Origin of the sequence: Agromyces sp. NPDC058484, from assembly GCF_042720415.1 — a bacterium.
Taxonomy (GTDB): domain Bacteria; phylum Actinomycetota; class Actinomycetes; order Actinomycetales; family Microbacteriaceae; genus Agromyces.
The window spans coordinates 38,337-53,795 of sequence record NZ_JBHXMP010000005.1; the positions used below are offsets into that span (position 1 = coordinate 38,337).

A 15,459-nucleotide genomic window follows, 5' to 3' on the forward strand; every position below is an offset into this window, starting at 1 on the left:
TCGCAAGACTATACTCGTACTTTCGCAACCATCAACTCGTAGGTTCGCACCGACCAACTCGCGGATTCGCTGACCACAACTCGAGGATCCGCTGGACGCGACTCATAGGTTCGCATTCGTCAACCCGTAGATTCGCAGCGCCCTGCGGCGCGACACCGACAGGAGCGCACGCATGACCGTCCTCGCCGAATCCGCATGGGAGAACGACGCCCTCGACACCCTCGCGGAACCGCTGGGGTGGCGGCCGCTCGCCGGCGAAAGGATCGCCCCGGGCACCGGCGAGCGCGAGACCTGGGACGACCTGCTCATCCGCCCGCGCCTGCTCGACGCGCTGCGCCGCCTGAACCCCGGGGTTCCCGGCGAGTACCTGCAGCAGGCGGTCGCCGAGATCGCGGCGCCCAAGTCGCAAGACGCGATCACCGAGAACCACCGCATTCACCAGTACCTCGTCGGCGGCTACCCGCTGAGCTACATCGACGCATATGGCGTCGAGCAGAACCCCCGGCTGCGCCTGCTCGGCGCCGAGCAGGAGAACGACTGGCTCGCCGTCAATCAGGTCACCATCCGCAGGGGTGACCTGCATCGCCGGTTCGACATCGTGCTGTTCGTGAACGGGATGCCGCTGGTGATCGTCGAGCTGAAGCGAGCAGGTTCGGCATCCACCGGGGTCGCCCCCGCCCATGCGCAGCTGCAGACGTACCTGCGTGAGTTCCCGATGGCCTTCCGGTTCTGCGTGCTGACGCTCGCGAGCGACGGGCTCGAGGCGAAGTACGGCACACCGTTCACGCCGCTCAACCACTTCGCGCCGTGGAATGTCGATGACGACGGCACGCCGCTCGAACAGCCGCGCGTCGAGGAAGGGGTGTCGGTCGAGCCGATCGACGACGCGCTCAACGGTCTCTTCAACCCTGAGCGGTTCCTGCAGCTCGTGCGCAGCTTCACCGCGTTCGACGAGAACGCCGACGGGCTCACCAAGCGCATCGCGAAGCCGCACCAGTACTTCGCCGTGACGAAAGCCGTCGGCAGCACCGTGCAGGCGGTCGAGACCAACGGCAAAGCCGGCGTCGTCTGGCACACGCAAGGCTCCGGCAAGTCGATGGAGATGGAGCTGTACGCGAACCTCGTGTCGCGGCATCCGAAGCTCAAGAACCCGACGGTGATCGTCGTCACCGACCGCACCGAGCTCGACGGTCAGCTGTTCCAGACGTTCGACCAGAGTCTGCTCCTCGCCGAGAAGCCCGTGCAGGTGCGTGAGCGCCGGCAGCTGCGCGACGAACTGAGCAACCGGGTGACCGGCGGAATCTACTTCACGACGCTGCAGAAGTTCGGGCTGACCGAGACCGAGAAGCAGTCGGGCACGCAGCATCCGCTGCTCACCGACCGGCGCAACGTGATCGTCGTCGTCGACGAGGCCCACCGCAGCCACTACGACGACCTCGACGGGTACGCCCGGCACCTGCGCGACGCGCTGCCGAACGCGACGCTCATCGCGTTCACCGGCACCCCGATCTCGTTCGCCGAGCGCGACACCCGTGCGGTGTTCGGCGACTACATCGACATCTACGACCTCACCCGGGCCGTTGATGACGGAGCAACCGTTCCGGTGTACTTCGAGCCGCGGCTCATCAGGGTCTCGTTCGCCGATGGCGCGACCGAAGAGGATATCGACCGGGCCGCCGACGAGTACACGCTCGGGCTCGACGACACCGAGCGAGCGCGGCTCGAGGCATCCGTCGCCGTCGTCAACGCCGTGTACGGCGCACCCGAGCGCATCGAGACCCTCGCCGCCGACCTCGTGCGGCACTGGGAGGAGCGGCGCGAACGCATGAAGCCGTTCGTCGAGTCGCCGGGCAAGGCACTCATCGTCGGCGGCACGCGTGAGATCTGCGCACGGCTCTACACGGCGATCGTCGCGCTGCGACCCGACTGGCACTCGGACGCGCTCGACAAGGGCCGCATCAAGGTCGTCTACTCGGGGTCGGCGTCGGATCAGCCGCCTGTGAGCGACCATGTGCGGCGCGACTCCGCGAACAAGGCGATCAAGGCGCGACTGAAGGATGCCTCCGACGAGCTCGAACTGGTGATCGTGAAGGACATGATGCTCACCGGGTTCGACGCCCCGCCGCTGCACACGCTGTACCTCGACCGTCCGCTCAAGGGCGCGCTGCTCATGCAGACCCTCGCGCGCGTGAACCGCACGTTCCGAGGCAAGGAGGACGGGCTGCTCGTCGCGTACGCCCCGCTGGCCGACAACCTCGCCAAGGCGCTGTCGGAGTACACCGTCGCCGACCAGGAGCACAAGCCGATCGGCCGCGACGTCGACGAGGCCGTCGCGATCGCGACCGAGCTGGTGGCACAGATCCGCGAGATGCTCACAGACTGCCCCTGGCGGTCGATCGTGGCGCAGGGCGGGTCTCGGGCTTGGCGCACGGCGGCCACGACGGCGACGAACAACCTGCGGGATGCCTCGAACCCGCTCAACGCCGCAGAGCTCGGCGCTGAACGGCTGTCGTCGCGGTACCGCATCGCGACCGGGCAGCTCGCCCGGGCGTGGGCTCTCGCGTCGGGCCGCGACGGCCTCGCCGAACTGCACGACGAGATCGCCTTCTACGAAGAGGTGCGGGTGTGGATGGCGAAATTCGACGCCGCCGAACGTCAGTCGCGCGACGAGCCGATCCCCGAAGAGATCTCGCGCCTACTCGGAAACCTCGTCGCCGACTCGATCGCCCCAGGCGACGTGCTCGACATCTACGAGGCCGCCGGCCTCCCGCGCCTGGCGCTCGACGACCTCGGGCCGGAGTATCTCGCGAAGGCCCAGGCAGCGCCGAACGCGCACCTCGCCATCGAGGCGCTGCGCAAGTCGCTGACGGATGCCGGCGCGTCGGCGACGCATGGCAACCTGGTGCGTCAGCGTGCGTTCTCGGAGCGGATCGCCGAGATCATGAACCGCTACACGAACCAGCAACTCACCTCGGCAGAAGTCATCGCCGAGCTCGTCGAACTGGCGAAGGAGGTCGCGGCCGAGGCATCCCGAGGCTCGCACTTTTCGCCGCCGCTGTCGAGCGACGAACTCGCGTTCTACGACGCCGTGGCGACCAACGAATCAGCGATCGACGTGCAGGGCGAGGATGTGCTCGCGCAGATCGCCCGCGAACTCGTCGCCGTGATGAGGCGCGACGTGCGCACCGACTGGACCGTGCGCGACGACGTGCGGGCGAAGCTCCGTTCGTCGATCAAGCGGCTGCTCGTGAAGTACAAGTATCCGCCCGACAAGCAGCCCGAGGCGATCAAGCTCGTCATGGACCAGATGGAGTCGATGGCGCCGCGGTATGCGGACGAGCGTGGGCAGCACGCCGACTGACCAACTGTCGGGCCCGCGCTCAAGCAGCGAGCGGATGCCGCTTCCGACCCTCGTCGGCACCCGGACTCACGGAACCGGCGCCGCCTGAGCCGCCGTCGCCGCGGCCGGCGAGCAGGACGACGACGCCCACGCACCCCGCCGCGACGGCGAAGCGCGTCCTCTATGCTGCCGTCACCCCTGGAGCACGATCGAATGGTTGAAGCTGGTCGTCGGCACTACGAGCATGCGCAGGCCGAGGACGCGGCTGTCGGTGCTGCCGGTGCGCCAGCACCAGTCGAACGCGCGGCTCGGCAGGTGCGTCATGAAGGGTCCGGCCCACACCTGGCCGCCGTCGTTCTCGGCGTACCAGAAGTACTTCGCCCCGTTCGAGGCGCCGCCGCGCACCGTGGCGCGGCCGCCCGGCGCGATCGCCCACCATCCCTTCTTCGCCCAGTTGTCGCCCTCGCAGTTCGGCGAGTGGTAGGCGAGGGCGACGTACATGGTCGTGGCCGAACCGTTGTGCACGTAGATGGCCATCTCAGTGCTCCTCGACGTTGCGCGGGTTGGGCGGGGTGTCGGCCTCCGACGCCGCCGCGTCGGCGTACGCGAGGATGCCGGGGAGGTGGGCCTCCGCGGTCGATTCGTCTCCCTGGCCCGGCCGCGCGGTCGTCGGACTCTCCTCGTCCGAGTCCGAGTCCGGGAGCGGGGCGAGGGTGGCGGCCTCATCGGCACTCAGGGTGCGGACGAGTTCGGCTGGATCATGCATGCGAGACCTCGATTCGTCGGATGCGGCTCCGCCCGGCCCGGCGCGACGACCCGCGACGCACCTCTCGACCGCGGCCGCGTCGGCACGGTCGACGGGAGCGCGGCGTCCGTCCGATCGCATCCGCGGATCGCGTCCCGACAGCCCTGGTCGATGATCCCCCGATGCGCCCCACCGGACGCAGCCCCCGACACGCCGGAATATAGTCCTCGCCCGGGCGAGCGGCAAGGGCGGTGAGGCGGATGCCGCGGCCGGGGGCGTCAGGCGCCCTTCCCACGCAGGAGACGCGTGAACAGCCCGTCGAACAGGAACAGCAGGAACGCCGCGGAGCCGATGAAGGGCGCGAGCACCACGACGGCGACGGCGATGATGATGGCACTGAGCGATCCGCGGCCGGAGGCGGCCGCCTCCGCGTCATCGAGATCCGGCAGCATCACCTCGCGATGGCGCATTGCCCAGGCCCACTGGAGCCAACCGCACAGGATCGCGAAGAGGAACGTGACGGGCATCGCCAGCCGCCCGGCGAAGTAGTCGGAGTACTCCGTCGTGAGATTCGTCGCGAAGGGCACGAGCACGATGAAGAGCAGCCGGACGTTGTTGAGCCACACCACCGTCGAATCGACGCGGGCGATGTGCTCGAATTGCTGCACGTGCACCATCCACAGCAGGCACAGCAGCACGAAGCTCAACGCGAAGTTGACGAACAACTCGCCCATGCCCGCGAGCGCCGACCACATCTCGGCGTCCGACCCGACCTCGCCGAGCGAGTGCGACGTGAGGTCGAGCACGAGGAGCGTCGCCGCGATGGCGAAGACCCCATCGGTGAACGCCTCCAACCGGGTGGTCCGCTGCGTCGCCGCGGGATGCTGCCGCTGCCTGATCATGGGGACAGGTTAGTGACCTGGCGCGGTGAGGGCTGCCAGGGGTCGCGCCGGGGTGAACATCGATACTGCGATTCAGGACGGGTTCAGGAACTGCGCCTCGTAGCCCGCACGGGCGTTCCGATCCGCTGTGCGCACCTGATCGGGCACGAGCCTGCGAAAGAGCCCGTCGTGCAGCGCGGGCGGCAGGATGTCGATCGCGCGCCGGGAAGGCCCCAGGTATGCGGGGACGGTCACCTCGAATCGGGGGTGAGCGATGGTTCGCGACACGGCCCGGGCGACGTCGGCGGGCTGGAGCAGCTTGGCGGCGCCGGTGGACGTCCCCGCGGCGAGCGCGGTTTCGACCACCGCCGGCATGATGACGGAGATCTCGACGCCGGAGCCTCGCAGTTCGGCGCGAACCGCCTTGAGGTATCCGAGCACGCCGTGCTTGCTGGCCGCGTACGTGGCCTCACCGGGCGTCGGCAGGAGCGATGCCGCGGATGCGATCGTGATGATGTGCCCTCTCCCGCGCGCCACCATCATCGGCGCCGTGGCCCTCACGCCGTGGATGACCCCGAGCAGGTTGACCTCGACCTGTCGGCGGACGGCTGCCTCGGGCTCGGCATCGAACGCCCCCACCCACATCACACCCGCGCTGTTGACCAGCACATCCACGCCACCCCAGGCGGATTCGACCGCTGCGAGGAACGTCTCGAACGATGCGGTGCTCGTGACGTCGAGATCCAAGCCGATCGCCGTTCCGTCGAGCGCTTCCGCCGTCTTCCGGGCGGCGTCGCCGTCGCGGTCGCCGATCGCCACGCGTGCCCCGGCGAGGGCGAGCAGGCGCGCGGTCTCCCGGCCGATGCCGTTCGCACCGCCGACGACGGCGATGATGCGACCGCTCACGCCATTCGCACCCTTCGCGCCCTTCGCGCCGCTCATGGTCGGTCTCCATGGCTCACGGCCGGTGCTCTTCGGGTGGTGACGGCCGCCTCGCGGCGCCTGGCGCGGCCACGGCCCCGCTTGCGTTCCCGCGCGAGATCCCACAGGTAGTGGTCGAAGTCGACCTCCATCGTGTGCCGGGGCGACACGTAGAACTGCCGCTTGTTGTGCTGGTGGTCGCGCTCCATCTGCACGCGCACCTCGGTGTCCGCCGGGGCGACGTAGCTGCCCGCGAGCATCTCGGCCACCCACGCGCTCTGCGCCTCCGCGAGCGGCATCACGGCGCCGACCGGTTGCAGGAGGCCGATGAAGTAGAGCCCGGGGAGGTCGGGATGCACGGTCCGCTTCCACAGCGGGAGCTCGTTGTCGGATGCCTCCACGAGGTCGGGGCCGAGGAAGGGGAACGTGACGTGGTAGCCGGTCGCCCAGACGATGAGATCCGCCTCGGCCCGGGTGCCGTCGGTGAACACGACCCCGTCGCCGTCCAGGCGCTCGATGCCGGGTCGAACGGTGACGCGTCCGGCGGCGATGCGCTCGCGGATCCGATCCGACTGCACCGGATGCGACTGCCCCGGAGTGTGCGGCGGCTTCGGCAGCCCGTAGCGGGCGAGGCCGCCCGAGGTCAGCGCGCCGACCCGCAGCCGCAGGGCGGTGGCCCACCAGGGCATCCAGCCGGGCAGGGCGATCTGGTCGGCAGGCCGGCCGAGCAGCCATTTGCGCATCACCCATTGCCCGCGGCGAATCGACAGGGTGGCGGTCAGGGCGCGGTGGGATGCCTCGACGGCGATGTCCATGGCGGAGTTGCCGGCGCCCACGACGACCACCCTGCGGCCCTCGAGTTGGGCACCGGATCGGTAGTCGTGCGCGTGCAGTTGCTCGCCGTGGAACTCGCCCGGGTACGGGTCGGGCCAGCGCGGATCCCAGTGGTGTCCGTTGGCGACGAGCACCGCGTCGTACTCGCGCACATGGTCACCGTCTGGGCCGCTCGTCTGCACGAGCCATCCGCCGTGCTCGTCGCGCGTGACCCGGGTCACCGTCGTGTCGAAGGTGATCCGGTCGCGGAACCCGAAGTGGTCGACGTACTGCTCGAAGTACGCGTGCACCTGGTCGTGACGCGCATACTCGGGGTACCTGGCCGGCATCGGGAAGTCGGAGAAGGCCATCCGGGCGCAGGAGGTGTTGATCTCGAGGGTCTCGTAACAGGCGGAACGGCCGTTGGGATTCTCGAAGAGCCAGTTGCCGCCGATCGCGCTGCCCTGCTCGAAGCAGTCGAATGGCATGCCGGCCAGGTGGAGCGCCTTCGCAGCCGCGATGCCGCTCGATCCTGCGCCGATCACGCAGGCCCGCGGAAGTGATTCGTCGACGGTGACGGAGGCGGTCACCGCAGCGGCGCGGTGCCCGGCCTTGACGAGGTAAGGCATGCCCGCGATTATTGCATCGAAAATGCTCAGTTTCAATGGAATGATGGACGCCATGGCGGGTGTCCGAACGACCGAGGCGCTGTGGCACGGCACGGCACAGCACACCCGCGACGCAGCGCGCCGCCGCCGGCTGCTGGACGCCGCGCTCGAGCTGTACGGCACGATCGGCTTTCGCGCGACCACCGTGCAGGCGTTGTGCAGGCTCGCCACGGTGTCGACCAGGTCGTTCTACGAGCTGTACGCCGATCAGGAACGGCTCCTCGAGCAGTTGTACCGCGAACTGAACGACGAGGTGCTGGCCGGTTTCGCCCTCGCGGTGGTCGAGCCGGGCGTGGGCCTGGCCGTGTCGCTGCGGCGGCTGGTCGCGGCATCCTTGGAACCGATGCTTCTCGACGAGCGGAAGGCGCGCGTGCTCGAGATCGAATCGGTGGGGGTGTCCGCCGAGCTGGAGGCGCAGCGCCGCACCGCCTATCGCACGTTCGCGGTCGCGATCGACGCAGCCTGTGAGGAGTTCGTCCGCGCCGGGCTGATCGGCGAGGCGCCCGCCGGGCTGGCGAGCCTGATCCTCGTCGGGGGCATCACCGAGGCCCTGGTCCAGCGCGTGCAGACCGACGTGTCGTCTCGCGAACCGGATGCCGCATTCATCGATGCGATCGCGGCAGTGATCCTGCGGGTGATCGGCGGACCGGACTGAAGGACCGGACTGAAGGACCGCCTGAAGGACCGACGTGTCGGCGCGTCGATTCGCCCGATCACCTGCCGAGCTCTCGTGGGCCAGCCGCGTGTGTGTATACGAAAATATGAATGATCCGGCCAGACTGCGGACCGGAGCGAATCTATGTATACAATAACTGTACGGGTCGAGAAGGGCGGGCCACATGCGGGCAAGCGATCGCGCGTACCTGTCGCTCCTCGAGGAGATCCAGTCGGGGGCGCTCGCACCCGGTACTGTGCTCGCCGAGGTCGAGCAGGCCGCCCGCCTGGGCGTGAGTCGCACGCCGCTGCGCGAGGCGCTCGGCAGGCTGGCGGCCGACGGGCTGGTGGTGCAGCAGTCGCCGCGCATCACCGTCGTCAGCGACATCGACGCGAGCGACATCCGCGAGCTGTTCGAGGTCCGCCGCGCCCTCGAAGAGTCCGCGGCTCGTCTTGCGGCCGGTCGAGCGGATGCCGCGACCTTCGCCGCGCTGGCCGGCGAGTTCGAGCGGGCGAACCTGTCGGGTGCCGAGGGGCTCGACGCGTACTACGCCCTCATCGCGCGCTTCGACGCGCAGCTCGACGCCTCCGTCCACAACGACTACCTGACCGCGGCATTGCGCACGATCCGCACGCATCTGGTGCGGGTGCGCCGGCTCGCGCGCGACAACCCCGACCGGCTCGCGGCATCCGTCGCCGAGCACCGCCTCATCGCGTCGGCGATCGCGGCGCACGACGCCGACCTTGCCGCTCACGCCACGCATGTCCATCTCCACAACGCGCTGACGAGCATTCTCGCCTCGCTCGACGGCGCACCCACCCAAGCCCACACCGAACGCCACGTCGAACCGGGAGCAGCATGACCCTCGTCCACGACCTCCGCGTCCACCCCGACGACCTCCAACGCACCGGGCGGCTCGCCTGACGTATCGCCGAGGTCGTGACCGCCCCAGCAACGAAAGGACTGTTCTGATGCTGTACACGCAGACCTCGGCCGCCGAGAAGCGGCGCCGGTTCCGCGAACGACTCGCGACCGGGGAGCTGCTGCGGTTCCCGGGCGCGTTCAATCCATTGAGCGCGAGGCTGATCGAACGCAAGGGCTTCGAGGGGGTGTACATCTCGGGTGCAGTGCTGAGCGCCGACCTGGGCCTGCCCGACATCGGCCTGACCACCCTCACCGAGGTCGCCGGGCGGGGGCAGCAGATCGCGCGGATGACCGAACTGCCGGCGATCATCGACGCCGACACCGGGTTCGGCGAGCCGATGAACGTGGCCCGCACGATCCAGACGCTCGAGGACGCCGGGCTCGCCGGCGCCCACATCGAGGATCAGGTCAATCCCAAGCGATGCGGCCACCTCGACGGCAAGACCGTGGTCGACGACGACACGGCGATCAAGCGGATCCGTGCGGCCGTCGATGCGCGACGCGACCCGAACTTCCTGATCATGGCGCGCACCGACATCGCTGCGGTCGACGGGCTCGACGCGGCGATCGACCGGGCCAAGGCGCTGGTGGATGCCGGCGCCGACGCCGTCTTCCCCGAGGCGATGCGCGACCTCGGCGAGTTCGAGACGATGCGAAACGCGCTCGACGTGCCGATCCTCGCGAACATGACCGAGTTCGGCAAGAGCGACCTGTTCTCGTCGCAGCAGCTCGCCGATGCCGGCGTGAACATCGTGATCTGGCCGGTGTCGTTGCTGCGGATCGCGATGGGCGCCGCGGGCCGTGCCCTCGACACCCTGAACGACGAGGGGCATCTCACGGGCAAGCTCGACGAGATGCAACACCGCGCCGACCTCTACGACCTCATCGACTACGAGGGCTACAACCAGTTCGACACGAGCGTCTTCAACTTCGAGATCACCCGCTGAGCCGCGGCATCCGAGCACGAGGTGAACGGGTGATCTTGACCGAAGCGTAAGAAGCGCACTTCTTTCATGCCCTCGGTGGTGGGTATGGTCCATTCTTTGCCTGAGGATGAAGACCATGAGGAGTTCTTGCAGTCGAGACGCCACCAACGACGCGTGCGTGGCATGATCGACCGCACCGTCCCGATCGCCACGGGCTCCGTCCCCGTGCAAGCGGCGAAGCGGAACGCGTACTTCGTGTCCGACAGCACGGGCATCACGGCCGAGACGGTCGGCAACGCCCTCCTCGCCAACTTCCCCGGCATCGGATTCGGCCGGCACACGATCCCGTTCGTCGACACCGTCGAGGGGGCGCGCAGCGTCGTGCGCGAGATCGATCGCGCGGGCGCCGAGGGCGGCCCTCCAATCGTGTTCACCACGGTCAAGGCGGCCGACGTGCGGTCCGTGATCGCCGGGGCCAACGCGGTGATCATCGACCTGCTCGCGGGCCACCTGGTCGAGTTGGAGGAGGCGCTGGGCACGTCGGCGTCGGCCCAGCTCGGCCAGTTCCACGGGGTGGGCGACGTGGAGAAGTACTTCGCACGCATGCGCGCCGTCGAATACGCCATCGAGCACGACGACGGTCAGAGCCGACGCGCCCTCGACCTCGCCGATGTCGTGCTCATCGCCCCGAGCCGGTGCGGCAAGACGCCCACCACGATGTACCTCGCGCTGCAGTACGGGCTCCTCGTCGCGAACTACCCGCTGACCGACGACGACCACCCCGCCGAGGGGCTGCCCCGCTCGGTGGCCCAATACGCCGATCGCTGCTTCGGGCTGACCACGACGCCGCTGCGGCTCAGCCAGGTGCGGCACGAACGTCGGCCGAACTCGCGGTACGCGAGCCTCGAGCAGTGCACGCTCGAGCTGCGGCGCGCCGAAGACCTCTACCGGCGCAATCACGTCCCCTTCCTGAACTCCTCGACGAAGAGCGTCGAGGAGATGTCGGCGGTCATCATGCAGACCATGCACCTGCGCGCATGACCCGAACACCGAGCGAGGTACACACGATGAGCAACATCCTCTGGTTCGACGAGATCGGGCATGGCCGACCTCCTCCGGGTGGGCGGCAAGAACGCGTCGCTTGGCGAGATGGTGTCGCACCTCGCAGATGCCGGCGTCCGCGTTCCCGGCGGGTTCGCGACGACCGCCGACGCGTTCCGCACCTTCCTCGCCGAGGGCGGACTCCACGACCGGATCAGGGCGGCCGTCGAGCAGCTCGACATCGACGATGTGGCAGAGCTCGCCCGGATCGGCTCGTCGGTGCGGTCGTGGATCGAGGAGCAGCCGTTCCCGCACGACCTCGAGCGCGACATCCGCTCGGCCTACGCGAAGCTCCTCGAGAACGACCCCGACCCAAACTCCGTCACCTGGGCCGTGCGCTCGAGCGCGACCGCTGAAGACCTGCCCGAGGCGAGCTTCGCCGGCCAGCAGGAGACCTTCCTCAACATCGGCGGCATCGAGAACATCCTCGCGGCGATCCGCAGCGTGTTCGCGTCGCTCTACAACGACCGCGCGATCGCCTACCGTGTGCACCACGGCTTCGACCACCACGACGTCGCCCTGTCGGCGGGGGTGCAGCGAATGGTGCGGTCGGATGTCGGCGCCTCCGGCGTGCTGTTCACCGTCGACACCGAATCCGGCTTCGACCGGGCCGTGTTCATCACGAGCTCGTACGGACTCGGCGAGGCCGTCGTGCAGGGTGCCGTGAACCCCGACGAGTTCTACGTGCACAAGCCCGCGCTGCGGGCCGGGCACCCGGCGATCCTGAAGCGGTCGGTCGGCGAGAAGGCGATCGCGATGCGCTACGCCGACGGCACGAGCGTCGGCGGCAGCACGGTGTTCCGCGACGTCCCGCAGGCGGATCGTGTGCGCTTCAGCATCACCGACGACGAGGTGGAGGAGCTCGCCCGTCAGGCGCTCACGATTGAGGAGCACTACGGCCGGCCGATGGACATCGAGTGGGGCAAGGACGGGGTCGACGGCCGGCTGTACATCCTGCAGGCCCGCCCCGAGACCGTCGTCTCACGTGCCGACGGCAACGTGATGCGCCGCTTCGTGCTCGCCGAGCGCGGCGACGTCATCACCGTCGGCCGGGCGATCGGCCAGAAGATCGGCGCCGGGCCGGTGCGCGTGCTCGATTCGGTGGCGCAGATGGAGGGGTTCGAAGTGGGCGATGTGCTCGTCGCCGACATGACCGACCCCGACTGGGAGCCGATCATGAAGCGAGCATCGGCGATCATCACGAACCGCGGCGGTCGCACCTGCCACGCCGCGATCATCGCACGCGAGCTCGGCATTCCCGCCGTCGTCGGCACCGGTGACGCGACCCGAGCGATGACCGACGGCACCGAGGTCACCGTCTCGTGCGCGGAGGGCGACGAGGGGTTCGTCTACGCGGGCCGGCTCGCGTTCGAGGAGCTCGAGACCCGCCTCGATCGGATGCCGGAGACATCCGTGAAGATCATGATGAACGTCGGCACGCCCGACCAGGCCTTCGCGTTCGCGAAGCTGCCGCACAAGGGCGTCGGGCTCGCGCGCCTCGAGTTCATCATCAACCGGCAGATCGGGATCCACCCGCGTGCGCTGCTGGAGTTCGACGCACTGCCCAGCGATCTGAAGGAGGAGGTGGCGGAGCGGATCGCCGCGTACCCGTCGCCGCGGGACTACTTCGTGAGACGGGTCGCCGAGGGCGTCTCGATGCTCGCCGCGGCATTCGCGCCCGAGCCGGTGATCGTGCGACTCAGCGACTTCAAGTCCAACGAGTACGCCAACCTCATCGGCGGCGAACGCTACGAACCGCACGAGGAGAACCCGATGCTCGGCTACCGCGGCGCGTCGCGCTACATCTCGGACGACTTCCGCGAGTGCTTCGACATGGAGTGCGAGGCGCTGCGCTACGTGCGCGACGAGATGGGCCTGACGAACGTGCAGATCATGGTCCCGTTCGTGCGCACCCTCGGCGAGGCGAGCGCCGTCATCGACCTGCTCGCGGAGAACGGCCTGCGTCGCGGCGAGAACGACCTCGAGGTCATCATGATGTGCGAGGTGCCGTCGAATGCGTTGCTGGCCGACGAGTTCCTCGAGTACTTCGACGGGTTCTCGATCGGATCGAACGACATGACGCAGCTCACGCTCGGCCTCGACCGGGACTCGTCGCTCGTCGCTCAGACGTTCGACGAGCGCGACCCGGCCGTGCTCAAGATGCTCGCGATGGCGATCGAGGCGTGCCGCCGCCACGGCAAGTACATCGGCATCTGCGGCCAGGGCCCGAGCGACCACCCCGATCTGGCGGACTGGCTCCTGGGGCAGGGCATCGAGTCGATGTCGCTCAACCCCGACACCGTCGTCGAGACATGGCTGCGACTCGCGAAGCTCGCGCCCGTGTCGGCCTGAGCCGAACGGATGCCGCTCGGCGGACTTCTTCGCCGCGGGTACTGCCCGGGCGCGGCATCCGGTATGAAGAGAGCATGAAGCTGCGTCATCCCGGCGAGACACAGACCGCACCCACCCGCACGGGATCATGACCGAAGAGCGCGACGCCCTCATCGCAGCGGTGCGCGAGTTCGCCGACGCGGAACTCGCGCCGAACGCGGCGCGCTGGGATGCGGAGAAGCACTTCCCGATCGACACGCTGCGCCGTGCCGGCGACCTGGGTCTCGGCGCGGTGTACGTGCGGGAGGAATTCGGCGGGTCGGGTCTGTCGAGGCTCGACGCCGTCGCGATGTTCGAGGAGCTCGCCAAGGGCGACACGACGATCGCCGCCTACATCTCCATCCACAACATGGTCGTGTGGATGATCGACGCGTTCGGCGACGACGCGCAGCGCGAGCGCTGGGTTCCCGGCCTCGCCGCGATGACCGACCTGGGCAGCTACTGCCTCACCGAGCCGGGTGCGGGGTCGGATGCCGCGGCGATCACGACCTCGGCCCGCCGCGACGGCGACGACTACGTGATCAACGGCGTGAAGCAGTTCGTCTCGGGTGCCGGTTCGTCGGCGGTCTACGTCGTCATGGCACGCACGGGGGAGCCCGGAGCGAAGGGGATCAGCGCGATCGTCGTCCCCGACGGAACCGATGGCCTGAGCTTCGGGCGCAACGAGAAGAAGATGGGCTGGAACGCCCAGCCGACCAGGCAGGTCGTCTTCGAGGATGTGCGCGTGCCGATGTCGAACCGGCTGGGCGCCGAGGGCGACGGGTTCGGCATCGCCATGAAGGGGCTCAACGGGGGCCGCCTGAACATCGCCGCGTGCTCGCTCGGCGGCGCGCAGTGGGCACTCGATCAGTCACTGCGCTATGTGCGCGAGCGAGAGACCTTCGGCGCACCGCTCGCCGACAACCAGTCGATCGTGTTCACCCTCGCCGACATGGAGACCCGGTTGCAGGCCGCACGCGCGCTGTTGGAACGTGCAGCCGCCAAGCTCGACGAGGGCGCGCGCGATGTCGTCTCCGCGTGCGCCATGGCGAAGCGATTCGCGACGGATGCCGCGTTCGACGTCGCGAACTCGGCGCTGCAGCTGCACGGCGGATACGGGTACCTCCATGAGTACGGCATCGAGCGCGTGGTGCGCGACCTGCGGGTGCACCAGATCCTCGAGGGCACCAACGAGATCATGCGGCTGATCGTCGGCCGGAATCTCGTGAACCGGTTGTAGGGTCGGCACAATCCACACCACCGGACTGAGTTAGGCATGATTAACTGGTTCCGGTGTGCGCTGCAGCTCGCCGATGAGGAAAGGACCCGGGCCCGATGAAGATCATCGTCCTCGTGAAAGAGGTACCCGACACCTTCGGGGAGCGCAAGCTCGACCTTGAGACGGGGCTCGCCGACCGAGCCGCGAGCGAAGCCGTGCTCGACGAGATCAGTGAGCGGGCCCTCGAGGTGGCCCTTGCGTACGCCGACTCGTCCGGCGACGCGGAGGTCATCATCATCTCGATGGCGCCCGAGCGCGCCGCCGCGACGATCCGCAAGGGACTGGCGATGGGAGCGGCATCCGCGGTGCACGTCGCCGACCCCGGTCTCGCCGGAGCCGACCTCGGCCTGACCGCCCGCACGCTCGCCGCCGCGATCCGCCGAACCGGGTTCGACCTCGTCATCACCGGGAACCTCTCGACCGACGGCAGCGGCGGCGTACTGCCCGCGATGCTGGCCGAACTGCTCGAGGTGCCGAACGCCACCGCCCTCTCCTCGGTCGAGATCGCGGCCGACTCGGTGTCGGGAACGCGCAGTTCCGACGACGGCGACCAGCGCGTGAGCGCGCCGCTGCCGGCGGTGATCTCGATCACCGAGGCGCTTCCCGACGCCCGCTTCCCGAACTTCAAGGGCATCATGGCGGCGAAGAAGAAGCCGTTCGAGACGCTGAGCGCGGCCGATCTCGACATCGAGGCGACGGATGTCTCGGTGCCCGCGTCGATCATGACCGCCATCGCCGAGAAGCCCCCGCGCTCTGCGGGCGTGAAGATCACCGACGAGGGCGACGGCGGCACGAAGATCGCCGAGTACCTCATCGAGAACCGGCTCGTCTGAGAG

Annotated in this window: 12 protein-coding genes and 1 pseudogene; 8 read left to right on the plus strand and 5 right to left on the minus strand. The window is 68.8% G+C overall.

The features are described from left to right. Positions 1–172 precede the first annotated feature (172 nt). Positions 173–3,361 carry a type I restriction endonuclease subunit R gene (locus ACFWN7_RS05735; RefSeq protein ID WP_376937778.1) on the plus strand — a complete coding sequence of 1,063 codons (3,189 nt, stop codon included), beginning with the start codon at positions 173–175 and terminating at the stop codon, positions 3,359–3,361. Positions 3,362–3,532: 171 nt separating this feature from the next. Here ACFWN7_RS05735 and ACFWN7_RS05740 read toward each other — a convergent pair whose 3' ends face one another. The 5 genes from ACFWN7_RS05740 to ACFWN7_RS05760 form a co-directional block, all read right to left on the minus strand. Beyond that, entirely contained in the window at positions 3,533–3,877 is a 345-nt protein-coding gene (locus ACFWN7_RS05740; protein ID WP_376937779.1) for a DUF1036 domain-containing protein, read from the minus strand. A gap of 1 nt (position 3,878) precedes the next feature. Then, positions 3,879–4,106, minus strand: a complete 228-nt coding sequence (locus ACFWN7_RS05745) for a hypothetical protein (protein ID WP_376937780.1) — start codon at positions 4,104–4,106, stop codon at positions 3,879–3,881. 257 nt (positions 4,107–4,363) lie between these two features. Beyond that, positions 4,364–4,987, minus strand: a complete 624-nt coding sequence (locus tag ACFWN7_RS05750; protein ID WP_376937781.1) for a TMEM175 family protein — start codon at positions 4,985–4,987, stop codon at positions 4,364–4,366. A 72-nt stretch (positions 4,988–5,059) separates the two neighbouring features. After that, a complete protein-coding gene (locus ACFWN7_RS05755) occupies positions 5,060–5,908 on the minus strand; it encodes an SDR family oxidoreductase (protein WP_376937782.1) in 849 nt (282 codons plus the stop codon). Then, positions 5,905–7,329, minus strand: coding sequence for a flavin-containing monooxygenase (locus tag ACFWN7_RS05760; protein WP_376937783.1), 1,425 nt, complete (start codon positions 7,327–7,329; stop codon positions 5,905–5,907). Before ACFWN7_RS05760 ends, ACFWN7_RS05755 begins: the two co-directional genes overlap by 4 nt. A gap of 52 nt (positions 7,330–7,381) precedes the next feature. On the opposite strand from ACFWN7_RS05760, the gene ACFWN7_RS05765 reads away from it, so the two are divergent. From ACFWN7_RS05765 to ACFWN7_RS05795, 7 genes and pseudogenes are all read left to right on the plus strand, one after another. Then, positions 7,382–8,023 (plus strand): TetR/AcrR family transcriptional regulator, encoded by a 642-nt coding sequence (locus tag ACFWN7_RS05765; RefSeq protein WP_376937785.1) that lies wholly within the window; start codon positions 7,382–7,384, stop codon positions 8,021–8,023. Positions 8,024–8,207: 184 nt separating this feature from the next. After that, positions 8,208–8,885: a GntR family transcriptional regulator gene (locus ACFWN7_RS05770; RefSeq protein WP_376937786.1), complete on the plus strand. Its 678-nt coding sequence runs from the start codon at positions 8,208–8,210 to the stop codon at positions 8,883–8,885. 109 nt (positions 8,886–8,994) lie between these two features. Further along, positions 8,995–9,894, plus strand: coding sequence for a methylisocitrate lyase (gene prpB, locus ACFWN7_RS05775; protein WP_376937787.1), 900 nt, complete (start codon positions 8,995–8,997; stop codon positions 9,892–9,894). Positions 9,895–10,056: 162 nt separating this feature from the next. Then, the gene (locus tag ACFWN7_RS05780) at positions 10,057–10,914 is read left to right on the plus strand and encodes a pyruvate, water dikinase regulatory protein (protein WP_376937788.1); all 858 of its coding nucleotides are present in this window, start codon (positions 10,057–10,059) and stop codon (positions 10,912–10,914) included. 26 nt (positions 10,915–10,940) lie between these two features. Continuing rightward, positions 10,941–13,326, plus strand: a pseudogene (ppsA, locus tag ACFWN7_RS05785) (phosphoenolpyruvate synthase). A 127-nt stretch (positions 13,327–13,453) separates the two neighbouring features. Further along, positions 13,454–14,584, plus strand: a complete 1,131-nt coding sequence (locus ACFWN7_RS05790) for an acyl-CoA dehydrogenase family protein (protein ID WP_376937789.1) — start codon at positions 13,454–13,456, stop codon at positions 14,582–14,584. 95 nt (positions 14,585–14,679) lie between these two features. Next, positions 14,680–15,456 carry an electron transfer flavoprotein subunit beta/FixA family protein gene (locus ACFWN7_RS05795; protein ID WP_376937790.1) on the plus strand — a complete coding sequence of 259 codons (777 nt, stop codon included), beginning with the start codon at positions 14,680–14,682 and terminating at the stop codon, positions 15,454–15,456. The last annotated feature ends 3 nt before the right edge of the window (positions 15,457–15,459 follow it).

Bases quoted from the DNA above. Each gene is read 5' to 3' on its own strand.
- ACFWN7_RS05755 (WP_376937782.1), bottom strand. From the start codon at position 5,908: ATGAGCGGCGCGAAGGGCGCGAAGGGTGCGAATGGCGTGAGCGGTCGC.
- ACFWN7_RS05750 (WP_376937781.1), bottom strand. From the start codon at position 4,987: ATGATCAGGCAGCGGCAGCATCCCGCGGCGACGCAGCGGACCACCCGG.
- ACFWN7_RS05760 (WP_376937783.1), bottom strand. From the start codon at position 7,329: ATGCCTTACCTCGTCAAGGCCGGGCACCGCGCCGCTGCGGTGACCGCC.
- ACFWN7_RS05745 (WP_376937780.1), bottom strand. From the start codon at position 4,106: ATGCATGATCCAGCCGAACTCGTCCGCACCCTGAGTGCCGATGAGGCC.
- ACFWN7_RS05780 (WP_376937788.1), top strand. From the start codon at position 10,057: ATGATCGACCGCACCGTCCCGATCGCCACGGGCTCCGTCCCCGTGCAA.
- ACFWN7_RS05795 (WP_376937790.1), top strand. From the start codon at position 14,680: ATGAAGATCATCGTCCTCGTGAAAGAGGTACCCGACACCTTCGGGGAG.
- ACFWN7_RS05735 (WP_376937778.1), top strand. From the start codon at position 173: ATGACCGTCCTCGCCGAATCCGCATGGGAGAACGACGCCCTCGACACC.
- prpB (WP_376937787.1), top strand. From the start codon at position 8,995: ATGCTGTACACGCAGACCTCGGCCGCCGAGAAGCGGCGCCGGTTCCGC.
- ACFWN7_RS05770 (WP_376937786.1), top strand. From the start codon at position 8,208: ATGCGGGCAAGCGATCGCGCGTACCTGTCGCTCCTCGAGGAGATCCAG.
- ACFWN7_RS05790 (WP_376937789.1), top strand. From the start codon at position 13,454: ATGACCGAAGAGCGCGACGCCCTCATCGCAGCGGTGCGCGAGTTCGCC.
- ACFWN7_RS05740 (WP_376937779.1), bottom strand. From the start codon at position 3,877: ATGGCCATCTACGTGCACAACGGTTCGGCCACGACCATGTACGTCGCC.
- ACFWN7_RS05765 (WP_376937785.1), top strand. From the start codon at position 7,382: ATGGCGGGTGTCCGAACGACCGAGGCGCTGTGGCACGGCACGGCACAG.